Source organism: Deefgea tanakiae (assembly GCF_019665765.1).
Lineage (GTDB): Bacteria > Pseudomonadota > Gammaproteobacteria > Burkholderiales > Chitinibacteraceae > Deefgea > Deefgea tanakiae.
The window spans coordinates 1902764-1922029 of the sequence record NZ_CP081150.1; the positions used below are offsets into that span (position 1 = coordinate 1902764).

At 44.9% G+C, this 19266-nt stretch carries 18 protein-coding genes; 11 read left to right on the plus strand and 7 right to left on the minus strand.

Going from position 1 to position 19266, the window contains the following annotated elements; genetic code table 11:
- Nucleotides 1-642: 642 nt before the first annotated feature.
- The 3 genes from K4H28_RS08900 (at nt 643) to K4H28_RS08910 (ending at nt 1496) form a co-directional block, all read left to right on the plus strand.
- A complete protein-coding gene (locus tag K4H28_RS08900) occupies nt 643-846 on the plus strand; it encodes an antibiotic biosynthesis monooxygenase family protein (protein WP_255573483.1) in 204 nt (67 codons plus the stop codon).
- Between the two features lie 126 nt (nt 847-972).
- Nucleotides 973-1224 carry a pyocin activator PrtN family protein gene (locus K4H28_RS08905; protein ID WP_221004874.1) on the plus strand — a complete coding sequence of 84 codons (252 nt, stop codon included), beginning with the start codon at nt 973-975 and terminating at the stop codon, nt 1222-1224.
- Complete coding sequence (locus K4H28_RS08910) at nt 1221-1496, plus strand: hypothetical protein (protein ID WP_221004875.1); 276 nt, start codon at nt 1221-1223, stop codon at nt 1494-1496. Before K4H28_RS08905 ends, K4H28_RS08910 begins: the two co-directional genes overlap by 4 nt.
- Before the next feature lie 223 nt (nt 1497-1719).
- Here the strand turns inward: K4H28_RS08910 and K4H28_RS08915 are convergent, their stop codons facing one another.
- Both K4H28_RS08915 and K4H28_RS08920 read right to left on the minus strand, forming a co-directional pair.
- Nucleotides 1720-3489: an ATP-dependent nuclease gene (locus tag K4H28_RS08915; protein WP_221004876.1), complete on the minus strand. Its 1770-nt coding sequence runs from the start codon at nt 3487-3489 to the stop codon at nt 1720-1722.
- 239 nt (nt 3490-3728) lie between these two features.
- Nucleotides 3729-4064 (minus strand): tyrosine-type recombinase/integrase, encoded by a 336-nt coding sequence (locus tag K4H28_RS08920; RefSeq protein WP_255573484.1) that lies wholly within the window; start codon nt 4062-4064, stop codon nt 3729-3731.
- A gap of 367 nt (nt 4065-4431) precedes the next feature.
- On the opposite strand from K4H28_RS08920, the gene sph reads away from it, so the two are divergent.
- From sph to K4H28_RS08935, 3 genes are all read left to right on the plus strand, one after another.
- Nucleotides 4432-5958 (plus strand): sphingomyelin phosphodiesterase, encoded by a 1527-nt coding sequence (sph, locus tag K4H28_RS08925; protein ID WP_221004877.1) that lies wholly within the window; start codon nt 4432-4434, stop codon nt 5956-5958.
- Nucleotides 5959-6062: 104 nt separating this feature from the next.
- Entirely contained in the window at nt 6063-7019 is a 957-nt protein-coding gene (locus K4H28_RS08930) for an acetylxylan esterase (protein ID WP_221004878.1), read from the plus strand.
- 56 nt (nt 7020-7075) lie between these two features.
- Nucleotides 7076-7744 (plus strand): esterase family protein, encoded by a 669-nt coding sequence (locus tag K4H28_RS08935; RefSeq protein ID WP_221004879.1) that lies wholly within the window; start codon nt 7076-7078, stop codon nt 7742-7744.
- A 205-nt stretch (nt 7745-7949) separates the two neighbouring features.
- Here K4H28_RS08935 and K4H28_RS08940 read toward each other — a convergent pair whose 3' ends face one another.
- On the minus strand, nt 7950-9158 hold the full coding sequence (locus K4H28_RS08940) for an MFS transporter (protein WP_221004880.1): 1209 nt from the start codon (nt 9156-9158) through the stop codon (nt 7950-7952).
- 103 nt (nt 9159-9261) lie between these two features.
- Here K4H28_RS08940 and K4H28_RS08945 point away from each other — a divergent pair, with 103 nt between their 5' ends.
- Entirely contained in the window at nt 9262-10032 is a 771-nt protein-coding gene (locus tag K4H28_RS08945) for an AraC family transcriptional regulator (RefSeq protein WP_221004881.1), read from the plus strand.
- Between the two features lie 116 nt (nt 10033-10148).
- Here K4H28_RS08945 and K4H28_RS08950 read toward each other — a convergent pair whose 3' ends face one another.
- Nucleotides 10149-10835: an SGNH/GDSL hydrolase family protein gene (locus K4H28_RS08950; RefSeq protein WP_221004882.1), complete on the minus strand. Its 687-nt coding sequence runs from the start codon at nt 10833-10835 to the stop codon at nt 10149-10151.
- 457 nt (nt 10836-11292) lie between these two features.
- Between K4H28_RS08950 and K4H28_RS08955 the strand changes: the two genes are divergently transcribed.
- A protein-coding gene (locus K4H28_RS08955) for an IS3 family transposase (RefSeq protein WP_221004883.1) occupies nt 11293-12446 on the plus strand; the annotation gives its coding sequence in 2 pieces (ribosomal slippage) (nt 11293-11533 and nt 11533-12446; 1155 coding nt in all).
- A gap of 113 nt (nt 12447-12559) precedes the next feature.
- Here K4H28_RS08955 and K4H28_RS08960 read toward each other — a convergent pair.
- The 3 genes from K4H28_RS08960 to K4H28_RS08970 all read right to left on the minus strand — a co-directional run bounded on the left by K4H28_RS08960 (nt 12560) and on the right by K4H28_RS08970 (nt 16815).
- Nucleotides 12560-13777, minus strand: a complete 1218-nt coding sequence (locus K4H28_RS08960; protein ID WP_221008084.1) for a hypothetical protein — start codon at nt 13775-13777, stop codon at nt 12560-12562.
- Nucleotides 13702-15363, minus strand: a complete 1662-nt coding sequence (locus K4H28_RS08965) for an SIR2 family protein (RefSeq protein ID WP_221004884.1) — start codon at nt 15361-15363, stop codon at nt 13702-13704. Before K4H28_RS08965 ends, K4H28_RS08960 begins: the two co-directional genes overlap by 76 nt.
- 321 nt (nt 15364-15684) lie before the next feature.
- Nucleotides 15685-16815, minus strand: coding sequence for a site-specific integrase (locus tag K4H28_RS08970; RefSeq protein ID WP_221004885.1), 1131 nt, complete (start codon nt 16813-16815; stop codon nt 15685-15687).
- Between the two features lie 101 nt (nt 16816-16916).
- Between K4H28_RS08970 and dusA the strand changes: the two genes are divergently transcribed.
- The 3 genes from dusA to rdgB are packed head-to-tail and all read left to right on the plus strand — an operon-like array spanning nt 16917 to nt 19229.
- Nucleotides 16917-17972, plus strand: a complete 1056-nt coding sequence (gene dusA / locus K4H28_RS08975) for a tRNA dihydrouridine(20/20a) synthase DusA (RefSeq protein ID WP_221004886.1) — start codon at nt 16917-16919, stop codon at nt 17970-17972.
- Nucleotides 17953-18603 carry a retropepsin-like aspartic protease family protein gene (locus tag K4H28_RS08980; RefSeq protein ID WP_221004887.1) on the plus strand — a complete coding sequence of 217 codons (651 nt, stop codon included), beginning with the start codon at nt 17953-17955 and terminating at the stop codon, nt 18601-18603. The genes dusA and K4H28_RS08980 overlap by 20 nt, the downstream gene beginning before the upstream one ends.
- A gap of 2 nt (nt 18604-18605) precedes the next feature.
- A complete protein-coding gene (gene rdgB, locus K4H28_RS08985; RefSeq protein WP_255573485.1) occupies nt 18606-19229 on the plus strand; it encodes an RdgB/HAM1 family non-canonical purine NTP pyrophosphatase in 624 nt (207 codons plus the stop codon).
- The last annotated feature ends 37 nt before the right edge of the window (nt 19230-19266 follow it).

Here is a 19266-nt window from a genome sequence, read left to right on the forward strand (position 1 = left end):
AAATGGTAAGCAATAAGACAGTATTCAACACCAAGCCCTCAGTTCATTCTGAATTTTTTAGTGTTGAATACTATTAATTTGCAAATGGAATATCCTTGTCAAGTACGGGTTTTTCCTATTAACTTACAATTTGTTTTGCTCTCAGATTTAGTAGTTGCAAAATTACAAACTACACATCAATAGCATTATTTTGCAGGACAACACCTCATCAGAACACCATGAAAAACAAGGGTTAAACAAGTGTTTTAGTTTGATGCATCGCAATATTAGGATATTCTAATGTAGTAAAAACACGTATTATTTCCTAATTTAAAATTTACAACTACGTAAAAAATTTTCGTTTTTTCTAAAAAAGGAAGAGTATTGCTTCTAGCTTCAAAGTTATTTCTTGTGTTTTTTTTCTTTAAAATTTCTACAGATGAAATTTAAAAAAATTTACAAAAATATATTTACCTTCGCGCGTGCTTCATCAATAAGGAGGAACTGGTATTAACCAATGCATCTACATGAATGAGTCTCACCCACAAAATACTGCACCATGACCAGTGAGATAGCCTGAATTTGGTGGAGACGCCTGTTTGGTAAAATCGAGCCAGCAGGAGGCCGCAATGAGTAAAAAAGAAAATCAACGCTATACAACCCTTGCTAGAGCAGATGGATGGCTTTATCTCGATTGAACGGTTAGAGAGCCTTATTCAAGCAGGGAAATTATTATCGTTATCCTTTTGGCGAGACGAGCAGGCCGTCATCAATTGGCGCAATCTTGAACAGCACCGACTGGCACAAAAGCAAGGTATCAGCCGTATCTTTTCCGATTACAGGCTGAGAGTTGAGGTGTGCTGGTAAATATGGACATTAAAGCTAGGTCTTCGCTCCGACTGACCCATCTGCCAAGATTTGCGTGACCCACGGCATTACGCTGCAAGCTATTAAAGCTTATTGAAAAAGACAAGTTTTGCTTGGGTCAGTTGAATGTCGGCAGATGGGTCAAAAAAGCATCGGCGACAACAGGCCTGCTACCAAAAACCACTGATCCCACTGGAAACCGTTGGCGCGGATTACCTTGGCCTCGGCAAAGTCAACGAGCAAGCCGCCCGCAACCCCTTCCCCGCCATCCGCCTCACCGACAGCGCCAAAGCCCCACGCTTCGTACGCATCGAAGACCTCGCCAAAGGATCGACCAACAAGCCGAGCAGGCACAGCTGGCAACGGAGCCTAGTTTGAACGACTACTGGATGCACGGCCAAGCCAGCCAAACCCGCAGCGGCGAACCGATCTTCCCCTGCACCGCCAAGCAACTGGCCCAGCTGGTCGATCGCGAAGTGGCAAAAAAACTCCCCTGCTCACTCACACCCAGCGAAGCCTTTAGCCTGCACGCTGTCCAGCTCCGCCAAATCCACGCCGCTTGGCAAACCCTCGCCCCAGCCCTACGCCAAACGAATCCCCCATCCACCGCCGCTACGTCAACGTATTCCAAGACTACAGACTCAAGCTAAAACGAATCGAAACCATCGCCGCCAACCAATACCACCAACGCAGCCAACCACTAGACCACTAGACAGTGCAAACAACAGACAAGAATAAGCCCGCAGGTGCGGGCTTATTTTTGATAAGAATAATTTCACCTGAACTACTATACATAACAAGCTGATTCAAATAAAAACATCTAAATGACACGTCTTTAAATATGCATAGCAAACAGTACAAACACAGAACTATTTATTTATTAAAAATAGAAGCCAACGAAGTATTTTTTATAAAATCAGAGTAAATATAAAAATTAGGATTACTCCTGACTTCAACTTGCACCTTACTCTTTAATAGCCCAATTACTTTTTTTCCATAACGATATCGAACTTTATCATTTAGATACCTACCTTCAATTTCCTTCATTTTTCCATACGCACCATCACTTTTAGCATTAATTAACTTAAAATGATGATCTATCAATCTCCCCAGTGAATCATCTTCTGCCTCATCCGTAGCTTCTTCAATAAATAAAGAAGCTTTATCGATATCAACTCTAGGGTATAAATAATTTATGTGTTTTGGACAAATAAACTCACCCTCGACATCAACACCTTTAGGTACATAAAAGTGCAACCCACATGCCACAATTTTAATACGCAGCTTTTCAATTTCTTCATCCGTAAGATAATCACGATCACGATGTATAATAATATCTACGTTTGGTTTTTTAGACTTTATATATTTTCCAATAGCAATTGCAGATTTTATTTCGCCAACTCCATTGTAAGAAATAAACTCAGTTCGATCTAAATTGCAACCGTGCCCTTTAAAATAAATACTCAGAGCTTCGAAATCTGAATCCTCAGTCAACACAACAACAGACGTATTATCTTGCAATGCACCTACCTTAACTTCTAAAGCTTCAATTTCTTTTTGCTGACCGTAAATTTTTGTTAAATATGGAGTAATTAATGGTAATAAGCCCATAATTTCATGAAGTTCATCTGTTTTATCGTGTGATACTTTTGAAACAAGAGTGCACTTATCATCATTTTGATGAACATAATACATGTTCACTCCATCATTCTCATGCTGATCAAGAGCATAAAACGCAGGGGAATGCGTTGTAACAAAAATTTGAATATCACTGGAGTAGTCTTTGAATTTCTTGGCTAATTCAAATGCATAACGTAATTCAAGATTATTCTCAGGTTCTTCAAATCCCCAAATCGTATCAGGCTTAACATAACCAGCTCTTGAGATATTTCGTTCCTGTTCAGACATATACTTCAATATTACTGGGATATGCCTAATTTTTATTCCATCACCACGCTGCTTTAAATGATAAGTGTGCTCATTAACTCGAACACCAAAATCTAAATTAGAAAATAATTGTTTAAAATCAGATGGAACCTGAATAGTATTTGATATACCAATCTGTTCATTTAAATCTTTCGTAATATCTTCAGTTACTTTTCTTATACCACTTATAAAATCCTCACCCTGAGAACTCAATACACTTGAATGCGCTTCATTAAGTACATCATGCAGTTCACCCATCAACGCAGAAAAGTAACTTTGACCTTTAATTGCTGGAATATATCTATATCTAATTTTATCAAGCCATTTTGATACATTATCTCGTTGAGCAAGCTCTTGTTCACTACCAATATATCGGCGCTCTTCAAAAACAGAACCATCTGGCCTCCAATGTTTAGTCCATCTTAATGGTTTAGCATGTTTAAATCTATTTCGTGGCGGCTCTATGATTAAATCTATGCGTATTTCATGTTTAGTACCCTTTCCAGTATTGGAATGATAGCAATAATCATCAGAAAATCTAAATCGAATACTTCGATCCGTCTCGCCATTAAAAAATAGATTTAATGCACGCAAAACATTTGACTTACCTTGGTCATTTTTACCTACAAAAATATTCAAGTCTGTAAAATCAAGCTTGTGCGTCAATGATTTTAATGATCTAAATTTTCTTATTTCAACTGACTTAATTATTTCCATTTACTTTATACCGTGCAATATTTATACTTATAAAAAATGTCACATAGCCACCAAATTTCACTGAATTAGAAATACATTCCAACACACTGTAAATTTGTAACCATCGAAGTAATTAATTTAGAACTAAATTTTACAGCTACCTTCTATCACTCCGCCCACTCAGCACCGCAGGCGCAGCCACTTCCCTATGTAAATCCACCGCCCTCAACTGCGTATACCTTGCCAAGTTCTTCCAGCTCTTATGCCCCGATACCAAGGCCACTTCTTGAATCTGGTAGCCCTTCAAACAAGCCGCTACTCCCTTCATGGCGCAGATCGTGAAAAGTGAGATCGCTAATCCCCGCCAGCACACACAGCCGCTCAAAGCGCGCCCTTACACTATCGCCATGATAAGGGAATATCCGTTCGTCAGCTCGTGCTTGTGCCTGAATAATTGCAAATGACTCACCCAATAAGGGTACTGTTTGATGATTGCCCAGCTTTTCTTGTGGGTCTTTGCGATCGCGGATCAGGATGGTGCGGTCGGCTTCGTTGAGATCCGCCCAGCGCAGGCCGACGATTTCGCCTTGGCGCATGATATCGGCGATGGGATATCCCCTTCCAGATACGGCATATATGTATTTAGCTACAGCCTTTTATCTGCAATGCATAGCTGGCAATACATCGATTTAAAAGGCTTTGTTCAGACTTGGTGTTGATATGTTTGAAAATAAACTGAATTCGCCCCTTCCCCCTTGACGGGGGAAGGTTGGGATGGGGGTGGAAACTTAGGCCAGTATCCGACGACGCCGGACAATATCTTTCCATCAACTGCCTTATGGGGCTGAGTCAAAACCGTCATCAAGTGGATGTAAGGGTTAATCAAAACGTATTAATAGCTCAATCCCTTTGTCACACTAAATGGACAGAATCAGCCCTTTTTATATAAATAGGGGTGAGACAGTGAAAATAATATCCGCACTATTGGCTGTATTGATGAGCTCGCCACTCTGGGCGGCTTATCCAGATGATCTGAAGGTGAGTAATTGGAATGTGATGCTGCTGCCAAGCACCGCATTTCCAAATTATGCTCAAAACCAACGCGCAAAATTAATTGCCTCGGCCGATTGGCTCAAATCCCAAGATGTGGTCGCATTTCAGGAGTTGTTCGATAACGAAGCATCTGAACTGCTCCTTACGCAGTTAAAAACTCAATTTCCTTATCAAACATCGGTACTTGGCCGTAGTCAGTTAGGCTGGGATGCAACACAAGGCACATGGCGTAGCGGATTACCCGAGGATGGTGGCGTCGCCGTTGTGAGTAAATGGCCCATCATCGAAAAGACGCAGTATCTTTACAATATCGCCGGATGTGGTGATGATTTTCCTGCTCTCAAAGGCTTTGTCTACGTCAAGATCAACCGCAATGGCGAGTTTTATCATCTGATTAGCACGCACATGCAATCAGAGTCATCGTGGGGTTGCAATTCAAATGGCGGGCACGCAGCCATCCGGCAAGCCCAGCTCAAAGAAATCCGTCAGTGGATCGATCAAAAAAATATTCCTAGCAATGAAATCGTGGTGATTACCGGCGATTTTAATATCAATAAGCTCAACCAAGCTGAGTACCAAGCCATGCTGGCGACATTGCAAGCCAGTGAGCCAAAGTATGTCGGTTTGCCCTATACATTTGATACCAAAAATAATGGTTTAGCGCTTGAGCGTTATGGTGCGCGAACTAAAGATCCGGTTGAATATCTTGATTATATTTTGGTGGCGCGAACGCACCGGCAACCATCGGTTTGGCAAAATCTAACCATCGATCCTCCTTCGCCACAGTGGCGCGTCACCGATAGTACCCAGTCACGTAGTTACGCCTATACTGATTATTCTGATCATTACCCCGTGATGGGATTTGCCCGCGCAGATGCGGCCACGCCGACGCAGGCTTTTGTTGCGCAAGACGGCAGCCATCGGGCGGTGGCATTTCAAAACGCAGCGAATGGGCGTTGGATTCAGTCAGCGAGCAGTAACGATGGTTGGTTGCTGGCCAATGCCAGTCAGAATTTAACGAGTAAAACGCGTTTTAATCTGTCGAATAATTTCTCAATGCGCGACAACGGCTGCATTCGCTCTGGAGACTATATCCGAGTCGAGCGTAGCGATGCCCCTGATTGGTTTTGGACTTGGTCGGGTGCACTCACTGGCAACCAGTACTCCTACTACACTCGCCAAGGCGCACTACAAGCCAGTGGCGATTTACGCCTAATCAATGTGAGCAATCCAACGGGATGTTTGAAAGATGGCGATACCGTTGCATTCAAAGATTGGGCTCGCGCTGCTGATTATTACATCACGGCGTGGAATGGCGGCAGCTACAATGATCGCCTCTTTTTATGGACCAATAGCATTGGGCCACGAGAAGAGTTTAAGGTGCAAATGCCAAAGCAATTGCCTGCAATGAGCTGGCGTGAGCAGTTGATTTACTAATCGACACACTGGGTTCATCAGGCCAGCTTATGTTGGCTTGATGAACCGCAGACTGATACATCGGCGAATACTTCAAAACCGATGGTTTTTCTTATGAGTTGTTTATGCCTTGTTTTGAACATGATTATTCATTTGACCCACGTTATGGCTACAGTCTGGCAACGCTATTGCAACAAAATCCGGCCGATGAATGCGCCGACTTTAGCGCATTTTGGCAAACAAAATATCAAGCAGCCCGCCAATTGCAGGTGGCTTTAAAACGAAGCCCTTCTGAGATCACGCACGCTGAATATTGCGTCGAAAACATTCAGTATGTTTCCAGTCATGGAGTGCTCATTGGTGGCTGGTTGCTGACTCCAAAATCGGGGCCGATTCAGCGAGGTTTGATTGTGGGCCATGGCTACGGCGGCCGAGATGCGCCTGATTTTAATCTGCCAATCGAAAACGCCGCGATATTGTTTATTTGTTTTCGCGGTTTGGCGCGCAGTCGCAGCGCTGGCATTTCGGATAATCCCAATTTTCATGTACTGCATGATATCGACGTGCCTGAGCAATACATCTTGGGTGGCTGTGTCGAAGATTTATGGTGCGCAGCGACTGCGATGCTGGCGGAGTTTCCCGCATTAGATGGCCATTTGGCCTATATGGGCGAGAGCTTTGGCGGCGGGATCGGCGCGATGGCACTGGCTTGGGATCCTCGATTTCAGGCGGCTGCATTAAATGTGCCCACTTTTGGCGATCAGGCCAGTCGATTAGGCTGGGCAACGGTCGGAAGCGGTGCGGCGGTACAGTCTTATGAGCAGCAACGTGGTCATGTAATGGCAACACTGCAGTATTACGATGCAGCCATCGCTGCGCGGCACATTCAAATCCCCATGCATTTGGCCTTGGCCTTGTTTGATCCGGCCGTTGCCCCGCCAGGGCAATTTGCGATTTTTAATGTTTTAGCAGGGCCCAAAACTTTATTTGTATTGTCGGCTGGGCATTTTGAATATCCTGAGCAAAGCCAGCAGAATGCTCAATTAGACGCTGAATTACGACTATTTTTTAGGGATTTATGAAGCGAGAATATCACTGCTGGCACAGCCCACGGTTAGGGCGAAATATGGAGCTACTCGTGTTTGGCCATGCAGGGGCCAAAGTCTTGGCGTTTCCGACGCGAGATGGACGATTTTATGAGTATGAAAACATCGGTTTTATTCAATCGATAGCCCATAAAATTGAGGCCGGGTATTTACAGATTTTTTGCGTGGATAATCTGGCGCTAGAGAGCTTTTATTGTTTTTCTCGCCCTCCAGCCGAGCGTATTGTTCGGCACATTCAATATGAAGAATACATCTTGAATGAAGTTTTGCCCTTCATGCACAGCATCAATTCACAGCCTCATACCCATGTTTACGGCGCCAGTTTAGGTGCCTATCATGCCGTCAATATTGCATTACGACACCCCCATTTGTTTCAAAAGCTCACAGCGTTTTCAGGGCGCTACGATTTAACGCTGAGTGTTGAGTCGTTTCAGAACTTACTTAGTGGCTATTATGACGAGAACGTCTATTTCCACACCCCTTGTCACTTCTTACCCAATCTACACTGTGATCAGCAATTGCAGCATTTGCGGGCAATGGACATCACGCTCACCATCGGACATCACGATCCATTTTTAGCTAATAATCAAAGCCTCTCTGCGACCCTGTGGCAAAAAGGCATTAAAAACTCACTGCACATCTGGCAGGGCCGCGCCCATCACGCCAACGCATGGAGAAAAATGGGCACGCTTTATCTGTAGTGAATCACTCTGTGAGGGGTACTGGGAAATATGGATACCAACGTTTGAGACAAAGCCCGTCCTCATATTGAAGCTGGAAAATCCGCTTTGGCCGATCTGTAGATGCCCAAAGCTGAAAAACGAACGGCCGCAAACCATCAGGTTGCGGCCATTGTGTCGAGTCGAGTTGCTTCATTTCAACAAATTCGGCATTTCCTTCAACTCTTTACTTAAAGCTAATTTTGGTATTTTCTACTTTCGGCAATAGGCCCGCAACCATACCAAGCAATGGTAAATAGGCCAGCATAAGGTAAATGCTGATAATTCCGTAGCTATCGGCTAAACGCCCAATCACCGCTGCACCAATCCCGGCTATGCCGAAAGCAAGACCAAAAAACAGCCCCGACACCATACCAACTTTACCCGGCATAAGTTCTTGCACATAAACCAACATTGCCGAAAACGCGGAAGACATAATCAGCCCTACGATAAAGCTCAACGTAATCGTGCCTGTTAAACCGACATAAGGTAACGCAATTGAGAACGGCGCGGCGCCCAAGATCGAGAACCAGATTACCGTTTTGCGGCCGATGCGATCACCAATCGGGCCGCCAAGCACCGTGCCCAACGCGACGGCAAACAGAAATACGAACAGCAATAATTGCGCTTGCTGTGGTGCTAGCGAAAAACGCTCAATCAGATAAAACGTGTAATAGCTCTGGAAGCTAGCCATATACACAAACTTGGTCATCAATAGTGTCAAAAGCACGCCCATCACCCACAAGGTTTTGCGCGGAGTGAATGGTGCCGTTTTCGCCTTGCTTTTGTGACCCTGCGATTTTTGTTGGTGTGAATACCACAGACTAATGCGCCACAACACGCCCATCGCCAGCAAGGCAGCGAATGAAAACCACGCCAAACTCGGCTGGCCAAGCGGAATCACAATTAGCGCTGCAAGCAGCGGCCCCGTTGCACTGCCCGCATTTCCACCGACCTGAAACAGCGATTGCGCCAAACCATGCTGTCCGCCCGACGCAAAGCGCGCGATGCGTGATGATTCGGGGTGAAAGATCGATGAACCTGTTCCAACCAAGCCTGCGGCCAGCAATATTAAGGGAAAGGAATCGGCTTGCGACAAGAGCAATAACCCAACCAAGGTAAAGCCCATACCGACCACCAGCGAGTGCTGTTGCGGGCGTTTATCCGTCATCGCGCCGATCAGCGGCTGCAATATTGAAGCAGTAATCTGGTAGGTCAGCGTAATCAAACCGAGCTGGGCAAAGCTGAGGTGATAATTGCCCTTCAGCATTGGATACAAAGCCAAAATCAGCGATTGCATCATGTCATTGAGAAAATGGGCACTACTGATAGCCGCCAAAACGCGGTATCGGGTCGATGTGCGCTCGGGCTGGCTGGTGATCGTCGCGGTATTCATCTGACGCTCCAAGTGAGTCATGGGATAAGTTGAGAACACATCTTATTGACATCACCCCTGCCTGTCCTGCGAGAATAAGGCAAACACCATAGCGAAAACGACAATGTTGATAGAAAGAGTGGGTCCATTACGCGATATGGCGGGCGCATTGCTCCACGGCAAGGCCGTCGATCATCAGCCCGGCTCGGCCACGATCCGCCATTGGCACGAAGTTGCCCAGCTACTGTATGCGATCAGCGGCGTGATGCGCTTGATCACGCCGCTCGGGCAATGGATCGTACCCCCCAATCGCGGCATTTGGGTGCCCGCAGGCGTGTGGCACGAAGTGTTTATGATCGGCTTAGTCGAGGTGCGGTCGATTTATATTCGCCCCGATGCGGTACAGGATTTACCTAGCGAATGTTGCGTTCTTGAAATCACCCCGTTGATGCGCGAGCTGATTTTGGCGGCGATCAGCATTGATTATCAGGAACAGCCCATCCGGCCGCGCAGCCAGATGATTGCGCAATTGCTGCTCAATGAAGTGAAAACCCTCACCACGCTACCGATGCAATTACCGATGCCCGATGACGGATTGCTGCGCGGGATTTGTGCTGACATTCTGGCAAACCCCGATGAAAACCGTACGACGGAAGACTGGGCCAGCCAAGCAGGCGTCGATGCGCGTACGCTGCAGCGCCGATTTAATAAAGTTACCGGTATGACGTTGGGCGAATGGCGGCGACAAGCTCGCTTGCTCAATGCGCTGGAACGACTCGCGCAAGGCGAGCGGGTGATTGATGTGGCTTTTGACTGCGGCTACAACAGCCCCAGTGCATTTACCGCGATGTTCAAACGCCAATTTGGTATTTCGCCAAGCAATTTTTTTCAGTAAAAAAACTTGGGGCTTGTGTGATGACTCGAAAAGAATGACGGCCGCAACCTAGTGATTTGCGTCCTTTCGCGAATCAAGATTAGATATCGACAGATCAACCAACCTGGGAACCCCCTCTACATAACAGGAAGCGACTCCACAGGCATAAATAATCGACTAGTTGGTGAAGTGAGATTTGGCTGAAAAATCCCCAGATGCTGAAATAGAGAATGGGCTAATAAAATGTGTCCATACGCATTTGGATGAATAGCATCTGCCATAAGCCAATTAATATTATCAGCATATTTTGCCCATACTGAAGCATGATCAATTAAGGGTACTGCCAGCTCTTGCGCTACTGAGCGTATAGCATCGTTGTATTGTGGCAGGCTCAGCCCCCGCTCTGGAATCAAACCTGGAATGACCGGCGTGACCGTTTGCAGTAAAACTTCCCCACCCCACGTGCGCACAGCTATCACCATGGCGATCAAATTCTCACGAAATTCTGGTAGCGAAACAAATTGGTTGTCTTCTTGTTTAGTATTGCAATCATTCATCCCCGCCATCAACACTAATACATCTGGTCGAAAACGAGCCACACGTGATGGAAAATGAGCCAGCAACTGCTTGGTGTTCAATCCAGAATTAGCATTATTAATAATGACATCATCAGGACGGTTGAGTTCAAAGCGGACGCGCTCAGCAAAGTGCTCACTGAAACAGCGTGCACCAAAGGTATGCAAAACACCATGAGTAATGCTATCACCGTAAAACATCCAAGTGCGTGGTGTTGAATCATTTAGATAGGCAGCTAGATCGGTCATTAAGAGCTCAGAAAAATAAAGCAAAATCTAATTATAAAAGCATGTCTGGAGCAAAATCAGAAGCTGAGCACATAAATATCATTATTCAAACGTAGGAATTTCAACTCGCTTCAATTACACCAGTTTACGCCGAAATGCAGCGTGCCGAAATGCAGCGTTTTCGAAATGGATTGATGCTCACATGTCGGCTTTGGCCGAGCAGCCGTGGTGTAACGCCATAATATTGAAGGCCGCAACCAAATGGTTCGCGGCCTTTCGTATTTTACATCTTGCCATCAACAGATCGGCCTTGGCGGACATTTTCAATATGTTTTCCTGATTGGTTTTGTCTTAAGTTTTGGCATCCATATTAAGCGTCTCCCTCACTTCTAAGGGCACTCTGTACCATAGCGAACTGAATCGCCCCGGGTTTCCTAGACACCTAAAGAGCCTCAAAATGAGGTAATTAGGAGGTCTTATGAGCAAATCTAATCGCTACACCGAAGAGTTCAAAATCGAAGCCGTCAAGCAAGTGACAGAACGCAACTATCCTGTCGCAGAAGTCGCTGAGCGACTGGGGGTTTCAGGGCATAGCATCTACAGCTGGATTAAGCGCTACGCCACGCCTTTACCAGAACAACCGCAAACAACTACTCAGCAGGATGAAATTCGGCAACTAAAAGCTGAACTACGTCGAGTAACTGAAGAGCGTGACATCCTAAAAAAGGCCGCCGCGTACTTTGCCAAGCTATCCGGGTAAGGTACGCCTTCATTCGTGACCATCAAGCACTACATCCAGTTCGACGGCTCTGCCAGATGATGCAAGTCCATCCCAGCGGCTACTACGCTTGGCTGCAACGACCACAATCATTGCGCACGATTGATGACCAGCGCTTGACTGGCATCATCACTGAAGCGTGGCAAGAAAGCGGCGGCGTCTATGGTTATCGCAAGATTAATGATGACTTGCGTGATATGGGCGAACAATGTGGCAAGCATCGCGTCGCGCGCTTAATGCGCTTAGCTGGCCTTCGTTCACAAACAGGCTATCGTCGTCGACGTGGTTTTTATGGTGGCAAGCCCACCGTAACGGCACCAAACCATTTGGCTCGGCAATTCAATGTCGATACACCTAATCAGGTTTGGGTGACTGACATTACCTATATTCGCACACACGAAGGTTGGCTTTATTTGGCCGCAGTATTGGATTTGTTCTCAAGACAGGTTGTTGGTTGGTCGATGGGCGCGCGGATGGACCGTGAGTTGGCGATTAAAGCTTTATTAATGGCGGTTTGGCGACGTCAGCCCAAGCAAGAGGTCTTAGTGCATTCGGACCAAGGCAGCCAATTCAGTAGTTATGATTGGCAGGATCTACTGCGTGTGCATAATTTAAAACCGAGCATGAGTCGGCGTGGCAATTGCCATGACAATGCGGTCGCGGAAAGTTTCTTCCAGCTATTGAAGCGGGAACGAATCAAACGACAAACCTACCGTAATCGAGAGGAGGCACGTCGAGATGTGTTCAATTATATCGAGATGTTTTACAACCCCAAGCGCCGCCATAGTTTCAATAATGGGCTATCACCAGTAGAGTATGAAAAGCAGTATTTCGAAAGGCTCGGCAGTGTCTAGAAAACTCGAGGCGATTCATACTTCAGCCAAAGGGTTAAAGTAACTATTCACCGCCAACGAATCAAAAATGTCGACGACCAGAAATTTAATGGCATCTCTGTTTCAGTGATTACTCAGATTGATGAATAGTTTGGACGAATTTCGTAATGACTTATCAACTTGCCTAGCTCATTGTTTATATCTTCTAGTGCGTCAATTTCTTTCTTGTTTCTCAAAAAATTAATTAACTCTTTAAGCGAATATAGTTTTGATGAAAACATTTTTCCATCACGAAACTGCTCCAAATATTCATTAAGGTTCGCAACTGCCTCTACGTCAAAATTCTTAAAATCCACTGCTACCGACCAAAGGTAAAACTGCCAGTCATCTATCTCTTTTTTGGGTGATTGAGAAATAACACCCTTAATGAATTTCTTAATTATTTTTCGGATTTTTTCATTCGAAATGTTAAAAACACTGTAAAGCAGAGAGCTGGAAAAATTGCGCTGATCTTCAATATTGTACCTTTGAAGCTCAAATAGTAATCGACGTACTCTTTCCTTGTCAGTATATTTCTTCTTTGCTACTTGAATATATTCATATAAGTTGCTTATAGAATCATGGAGTATCGCGTGATGATCCCAACCATGGGCTTTGTGGAAAGTAATTTTGTCTATTAGAGTGTTTAATATTGCTATGAGAACATCAGTTTCTATTTTTCGCTGAAATAAATTGTACTGATGAGCTAAAAAATCGTTTATTGCCTCATAAGTTCCAATAGTTGTCGAACTACTGGCAATTAACTGGGAAAACTTATTCATGATTTTGTAAATAGAATCATCATTTAAGTCAAGCACAGCAAGTATTCGCACGCAGTTTTCAAATTTAGCTTGATGGTCGTTAGCTAAGTCTCTATCTTGTATTAATCGATCTGTTAGATTTGATAAGACGGTAGAAACAATCCACTCTGAACATTCATCACTAATACTCAGGCGAAACTGAGTAGTGTCTATATTTTTAAAAAATACGCTAAGTTCTGACTTGAGTTCTTTTGATGAATAGAATTGGATAGCTGAGTAAACTTCATACTGATTAAGTCTTACTATATTTTTTATTGATTGATGGAGTATAGCAATCTTAACAAAGTCCCTCATTACTGCTTTGTAAGGTGGGTATTGATCAATCATTATGTTATTTTTCAAAGCGAAAGTTAACAGGTTAATGTGCGTGGAGGTTGGTTCATCTGCATTGTTATTAAAACTAATTCCACCCGCCTTTATAGTTTTAACTGCTTTGGTGAGATCAAGTATTTTTCTTGTACATTCGTATGCTTTCTGATGAACAGAGTGCAAGGATAGAAAATCATATAAGACTTGATTTTTTTTATTTCTGATCTTGGAAATTTAAAAAACTCATCTTGAAGCTGTACTTCAACTTCCTTTTCAAAGTCACTTCTCTTCTCTGTAGAGAGAGAGTATTTTAGTGCCCACAAAATTAAATTTTTGTTAAATAGCGCAATTAATAGCATTGAGTATATTCGATGCCTTTTGCAGGCTAGAATAAGCTCGGAGTTTTTTTTAAATGCTAATTCATACTCGCCACACTTATAGCTATTATAAGATTCTGATGACAAAGATTTTATGAAGTCATGACTTTTGCATTCCCATGCGGCGAAGGAGATATACTCTCGGTCTTTTTGCTCTAAGCTTTGAGATGAGTCAATTTTCTCATTCACAAAGTATGTAACTTTTCCGTTTTCATTTGAATCGGATAAGATGATACCCTTGATATTAGCCAGAGATAAGATATAGAAGATGTCCATGAGGCTGGAGTTTCTTCGATAAAATTTCTCTTTTTCGTCTACGCTGAGTGATTCTATACGAGTAAGAATTTCCAAGAATTTTTCGTGAATCAATCTTGTAGTGTCTCTATAGTCAGTGGTCAATACCCCTTTATTTTTGAATAACTCTAAAATACTTAATCCATCGTTGTCGTAACGAAAGCCGCAGTTTGTTATTGCTCTTTTTAATTGATTGTGACTTATTGCATTTTGTTGCTTTAGGTGCTTTATACGGTCGTATATGAAACTGATAATTTCCTGCTCATCGTTTACATACACTGCCCTATCGTCATTAATGATAGATGTTAAAAAAGACTGTGTTAGTGCTGATTTTTCATCTAAATGCTGAAACTCATCAATAGAGTAGCTTTTACTGTCTAGCACTAATGTGGTAACCCCATGATTTTTTAAGTAGTTTTCTTGAGGTTTGTCCGTTCTAAAATTTACCAAATACATAGGTGGGACTGAACTGGAATGGCTTTGTATCCATTTCATTATGTGTTTAAGGTTAATATCGTTGTAGGAATATCCTAAGAACAAAACTGTATGGGTCGAAAATACAGACTTAATGTAATTCTCTATGAGTGGAAAATCTCTTGAGTAATTGAGATAGTCATCTTCTTTGAAAACTATATTGTGATTTTTGAAGTCGCCATGAATTTTAATAAACTTGTTTTGACCGGTTGATTTTACTAGGTCTTTATCCGTGCATATCACGTCATATAAGCAACCTTCTTGCTCAATTGCTCTCTCGATAATGCAATCCCAGTTTGTAGTAATTATTACGCGCGGGTTTAACTTTAAAATTTTCTGGTGCAAGCTCGATGGTGCGATGTCTTCGGGAAAATATTTTCTCAATGTTTGGCTATATTTCTGCTCTCCAAACTCTAGGTAATGTAGCTGGGCTAATTTCAAATAATCTAGGTCTTCTGTTATTGCCAAATCTGATTTAAGCTCACTTATTAGATCGCCCCATGAAGGCAAGCTGATATAATCAGTATCAGAGCTTTTTGATACACCTGCACCGACAAATATAGCTAATCTATCCTCTTCATTAGCTTGCTTAATGTTTTTAATATGAACATTGTGCAGGTACATTCAAAAATCCTTTTGATTCTTGGTGGTTGATTGCCGTCTGAGACCTTAATTTGCGCTTTGAGTTCAGACCGCGTAGAAACGCGCCTTGTAGTATGATTTTGCCATGACCAAGGGAAAAGTGTTGGCTTTGAAACGCTTTGTCGAAGGCGAGTGCAAAATCCAGACTACCTAATGCGCCGAACTTTATTTCCGAAGTGAATCCAATACGCGTTGCTAATGTTTTTGTCAATGAACACAAATTGCTAGTTGCACATTAATTTTGACTACGGACTAATGGGAATTGATTGCCAGCTTTGGCAGAAAAGCTAAATTGATGAAAAATCATCTTTTATCACTTCGTACCGCCATTTCGGCCATAGTTTTCACTAACTTCTGATCCCGATGCAAATCCACCGCCCTCAGCTGTGTATATCTCGCCAAGTTTTTCCAGCTCTTATGCCCTGATACCAAGGCCACTTCTTGAATCTGGTAGCCCTGCTCAAACAGCCGGCTAATGCCTTCATGGCGCAGATCGTGAAAAGTTAAGTCGATTATCCCCGCCAGCACACACAGTCGCTCAAAGCGCGCCCTTACACTATCGCAATGATAAGGGAATATCCGCTCGTCAGCTCGTGCTTGCGCAAGAATAATTGCAAATGACTCCCCCAATAAGGGAACTGTTTGATGATTGCCAAGTTTTTCTTGTGGGTCTTTGCGATCGCGGATCAGGATAGTACGGTCGGCTTCGTTCAAATCCGCCCAGCGCAGGCCGACGATTTCGCCTTGACGCATGCCGGTGGCAATCGCAAAGCGCACGATATCGGCGATGGGGATAAAGCCTTTGTGTGCGGTAGCTTGGGCGGCGGCCAGAAAGGCACCTAGCTCGCCCGGCTGCAAGCGGCGATCGCGCTCGGCCGATTTGCTCACCAGCCCCAATGAGCGCAGCTGCGCTTTGGCTTGCTCGTATTCAGTGAGATCCACGCTGAGATTAAAATAGGGCTTGGCGCATTTGAGCACCCCGCCCAGGTAAATCACATCTTGGTTCACCGTTTGCGGTTTGGTGCCTTGCGCACGCCGATCGCGGCAATGGGCAATGATGTGCGCGGTGGAGAGTTCCGCCAGCGGCAGTTCACCCAAGCGCGAGCGCTGCAAGATGCCCAGCACGCTGCGCTTGGAATCACCGAGCGGTTTATCTTGCTCGACAAACGCGATATAGCGCTCGATCAGCTTGGCGATGGTCACGCCCTTGAGCTTGCGCGAATGCAGCGCGGCTTCGTCCTGCATTTTTTCAGTGAGCGCCGCCGCCCAATCCTCGGCCAAGCGTTTGGCCAAGGCCTCGGCGCGTGGGCCAGCGCCCTGCACTAAAAAATTTCTACTTTCATTTAAAACGAGTTTACCGCCCCGCTTTAGCCTCACCATTGCCTTAAAAGAAACAGAGCCATCTTTGTTTTCTAAGCGTAAAATAGTAGCCATAAAGCCCTCGGTGTTCTTTTGAAAATCTTCACTCCAAAAAGTACACCTAAGGAACACTTTTAGCAACTGAATACCCCTCAAACCCGCATTACAGTGTAGCCATGCCGAATCTAGAAAACCAAGCACCACAAGCCGAAAACCCAGCAAACCCAACGGTTACACCGTCCCGCCGCTTCTGCATCGCACCGATGCTCGACTGGACCGACCGCTTCTACCGCCGCTTTGCGCGTGAGTTGAGTCAACATACTTGGCTGTATACCGAAATGGTCAATACGGGGGCAATTATTCATGGTGATCAGATGCGCCATTTGCGCTTTGATCCGGCGGAAAATCCGATTGCTTTGCAATTGGGTGGTTCGGAGCCTGCTGATTTAGCTAAGTGCGCCAAGATTGCTGAGCAATGGGGTTATAACGAGGTCAATTTGAATGTGGGCTGCCCGAGCGAGCGCGTTCAATCAGGCTCGTTTGGCGCGTGCTTGATGCTGGAACCGAACTTGGTTGCTGATGGCGTCAAAGCGATGCGCGACGCGTGCAATATTGATGTGACAGTGAAACACCGCATCGGCATCGATAAAATTGAAGATTATAGTTTTGTGCGTGATTTTGTGGGTCACGTTGCTGAAGCTGGTTGCAATACGTTTATCGTTCATGCGCGTAATGCGATTTTAAAAGGCTTAAGCCCGAAAGAAAACCGCGATATTCCGCCGCTGAAATATGATTATGCGTATCAACTCAAGCGTGATTTCCCGCAGCTAGAAATCATCATCAATGGCGGCATTACGACGATTGCTGATAGCCAAATCCATTTGCAAAACGTCGATGGTGTGATGCTCGGCCGCGAGGCCTATCATAATCCGTGGATTTTGACTGACGTCGATGCTGCAATATATGGCACGGCGCATGTTGAGAAGACTCGCCGTCAGTCGATGGATAATCTGCGTGAGTTTGTCGAAGCGGAACTCAGCTCAGGCACGCCACTGCGCTACGTGGCACGCCATATCTTAGGCTTGTACCAAGGTATTAACGGCGCGCGGCACTGGCGACGAATGTTGTCAGATGCGTCACTCTTAAAGAACGCCGATTGGCGCTTAATTGAAGAAGCACTTAATATTGTCGAATCCCGTCAGGAATCGTCCAATGTTCGCGAAAACACTTAAAACTACATTACTCACTTTGCTGCTCACCACTGCTGCGTACGCGGATGACATCACTTTGCTCGCAACAATGGGCAGCAAGGCGATTTTCCAAGTCAATGGTCAAAAGAAAACACTGCAAATTGGCCAAATGGTTGGAGGAGCAAAAATCATTTCGATTGCCGCTGATTCGGCGGTGATTGAAAACAACAACGGCCGCCAACGTCGACTCGGCTTGGGTGAAGGCTATGTGGCCGAGACGCAAAAACAAAGTGATGGTGACGGTAGTTTAGTACTGTCACCCAACCCAAGTGGGCATTACCTCGCTGACATTACCATTGCAGGCCAAACCCAACGTGGCATCATCGATACGGGCGCAACGCATCTATCGATGTCGAGTAAAACGGCCGAGACACTCAAAATCGACTACCGTAGTGGCAAACCGGCGCTAACACAGACCGCCAATGGCGTAATAAAAGCATGGTTGGTTAAAGTACCACAGCTCAAATTAGGCACAGTTACGCTGTATAATATCGATCTTGGCGTGCGTGAAAGCAATGATGCGGGGCCGATCTTAATCGGCATGAGCACGCTGAATCGCTTTCAAATGAAGCGTGATCAAGATTTAATGATTTTAAGTAAAAAGGCGTACTGATAGTGACTGCGGCAACGGATAAGACGGTGGCAAAACAACGCATCGTGCTGGCAAGCAATAATGCCGGTAAAGTAAAAGAATTCAATCACCTATTAGCCCAATTTGATTTTGAAGTCATTCCGCAAGGCGAGTTAGGCGTTCCCGAATGCCCTGAACCGTTTGCTACCTTTGTTGAAAATGCCTTAGCAAAAGCGCGCCATGCAGCAGAATTCACAGGATTACCCGCATTGGCAGATGACTCTGGCCTTTGCGTCCATGCGCTTGGTGGCGCACCGGGCGTACTGTCCGCACGCTTCGCAGGGGAACCCAAATCCGACCTGCGTAATAACGAAAAACTACAAACCGAGATGCAGGGCAAAACAGACCGCCGCGCTTGGTACTACGCGGCTTTGGTTTTAGTTCGCTCAGCCAATGACCCACAACCGTTGATTGCCGATGGGGTATGCACGGGCGAAATTTTGACTTCGCCGCAGGGTGATGGTGGTTTTGGTTACGACCCTTTATTCTGGCGAGCCGACTTTCAAAAATCAGTCGCACAATTGAGCGCGGCAGAGAAATCAACGATTTCGCATCGCGCCAAAGCATTGCAAAAACTAATCGAACAATTAAAAGAAACAGGCCTGTAAGTGCCCTTTAGCTGGCGCAAGGCCAAAGGAAATACAC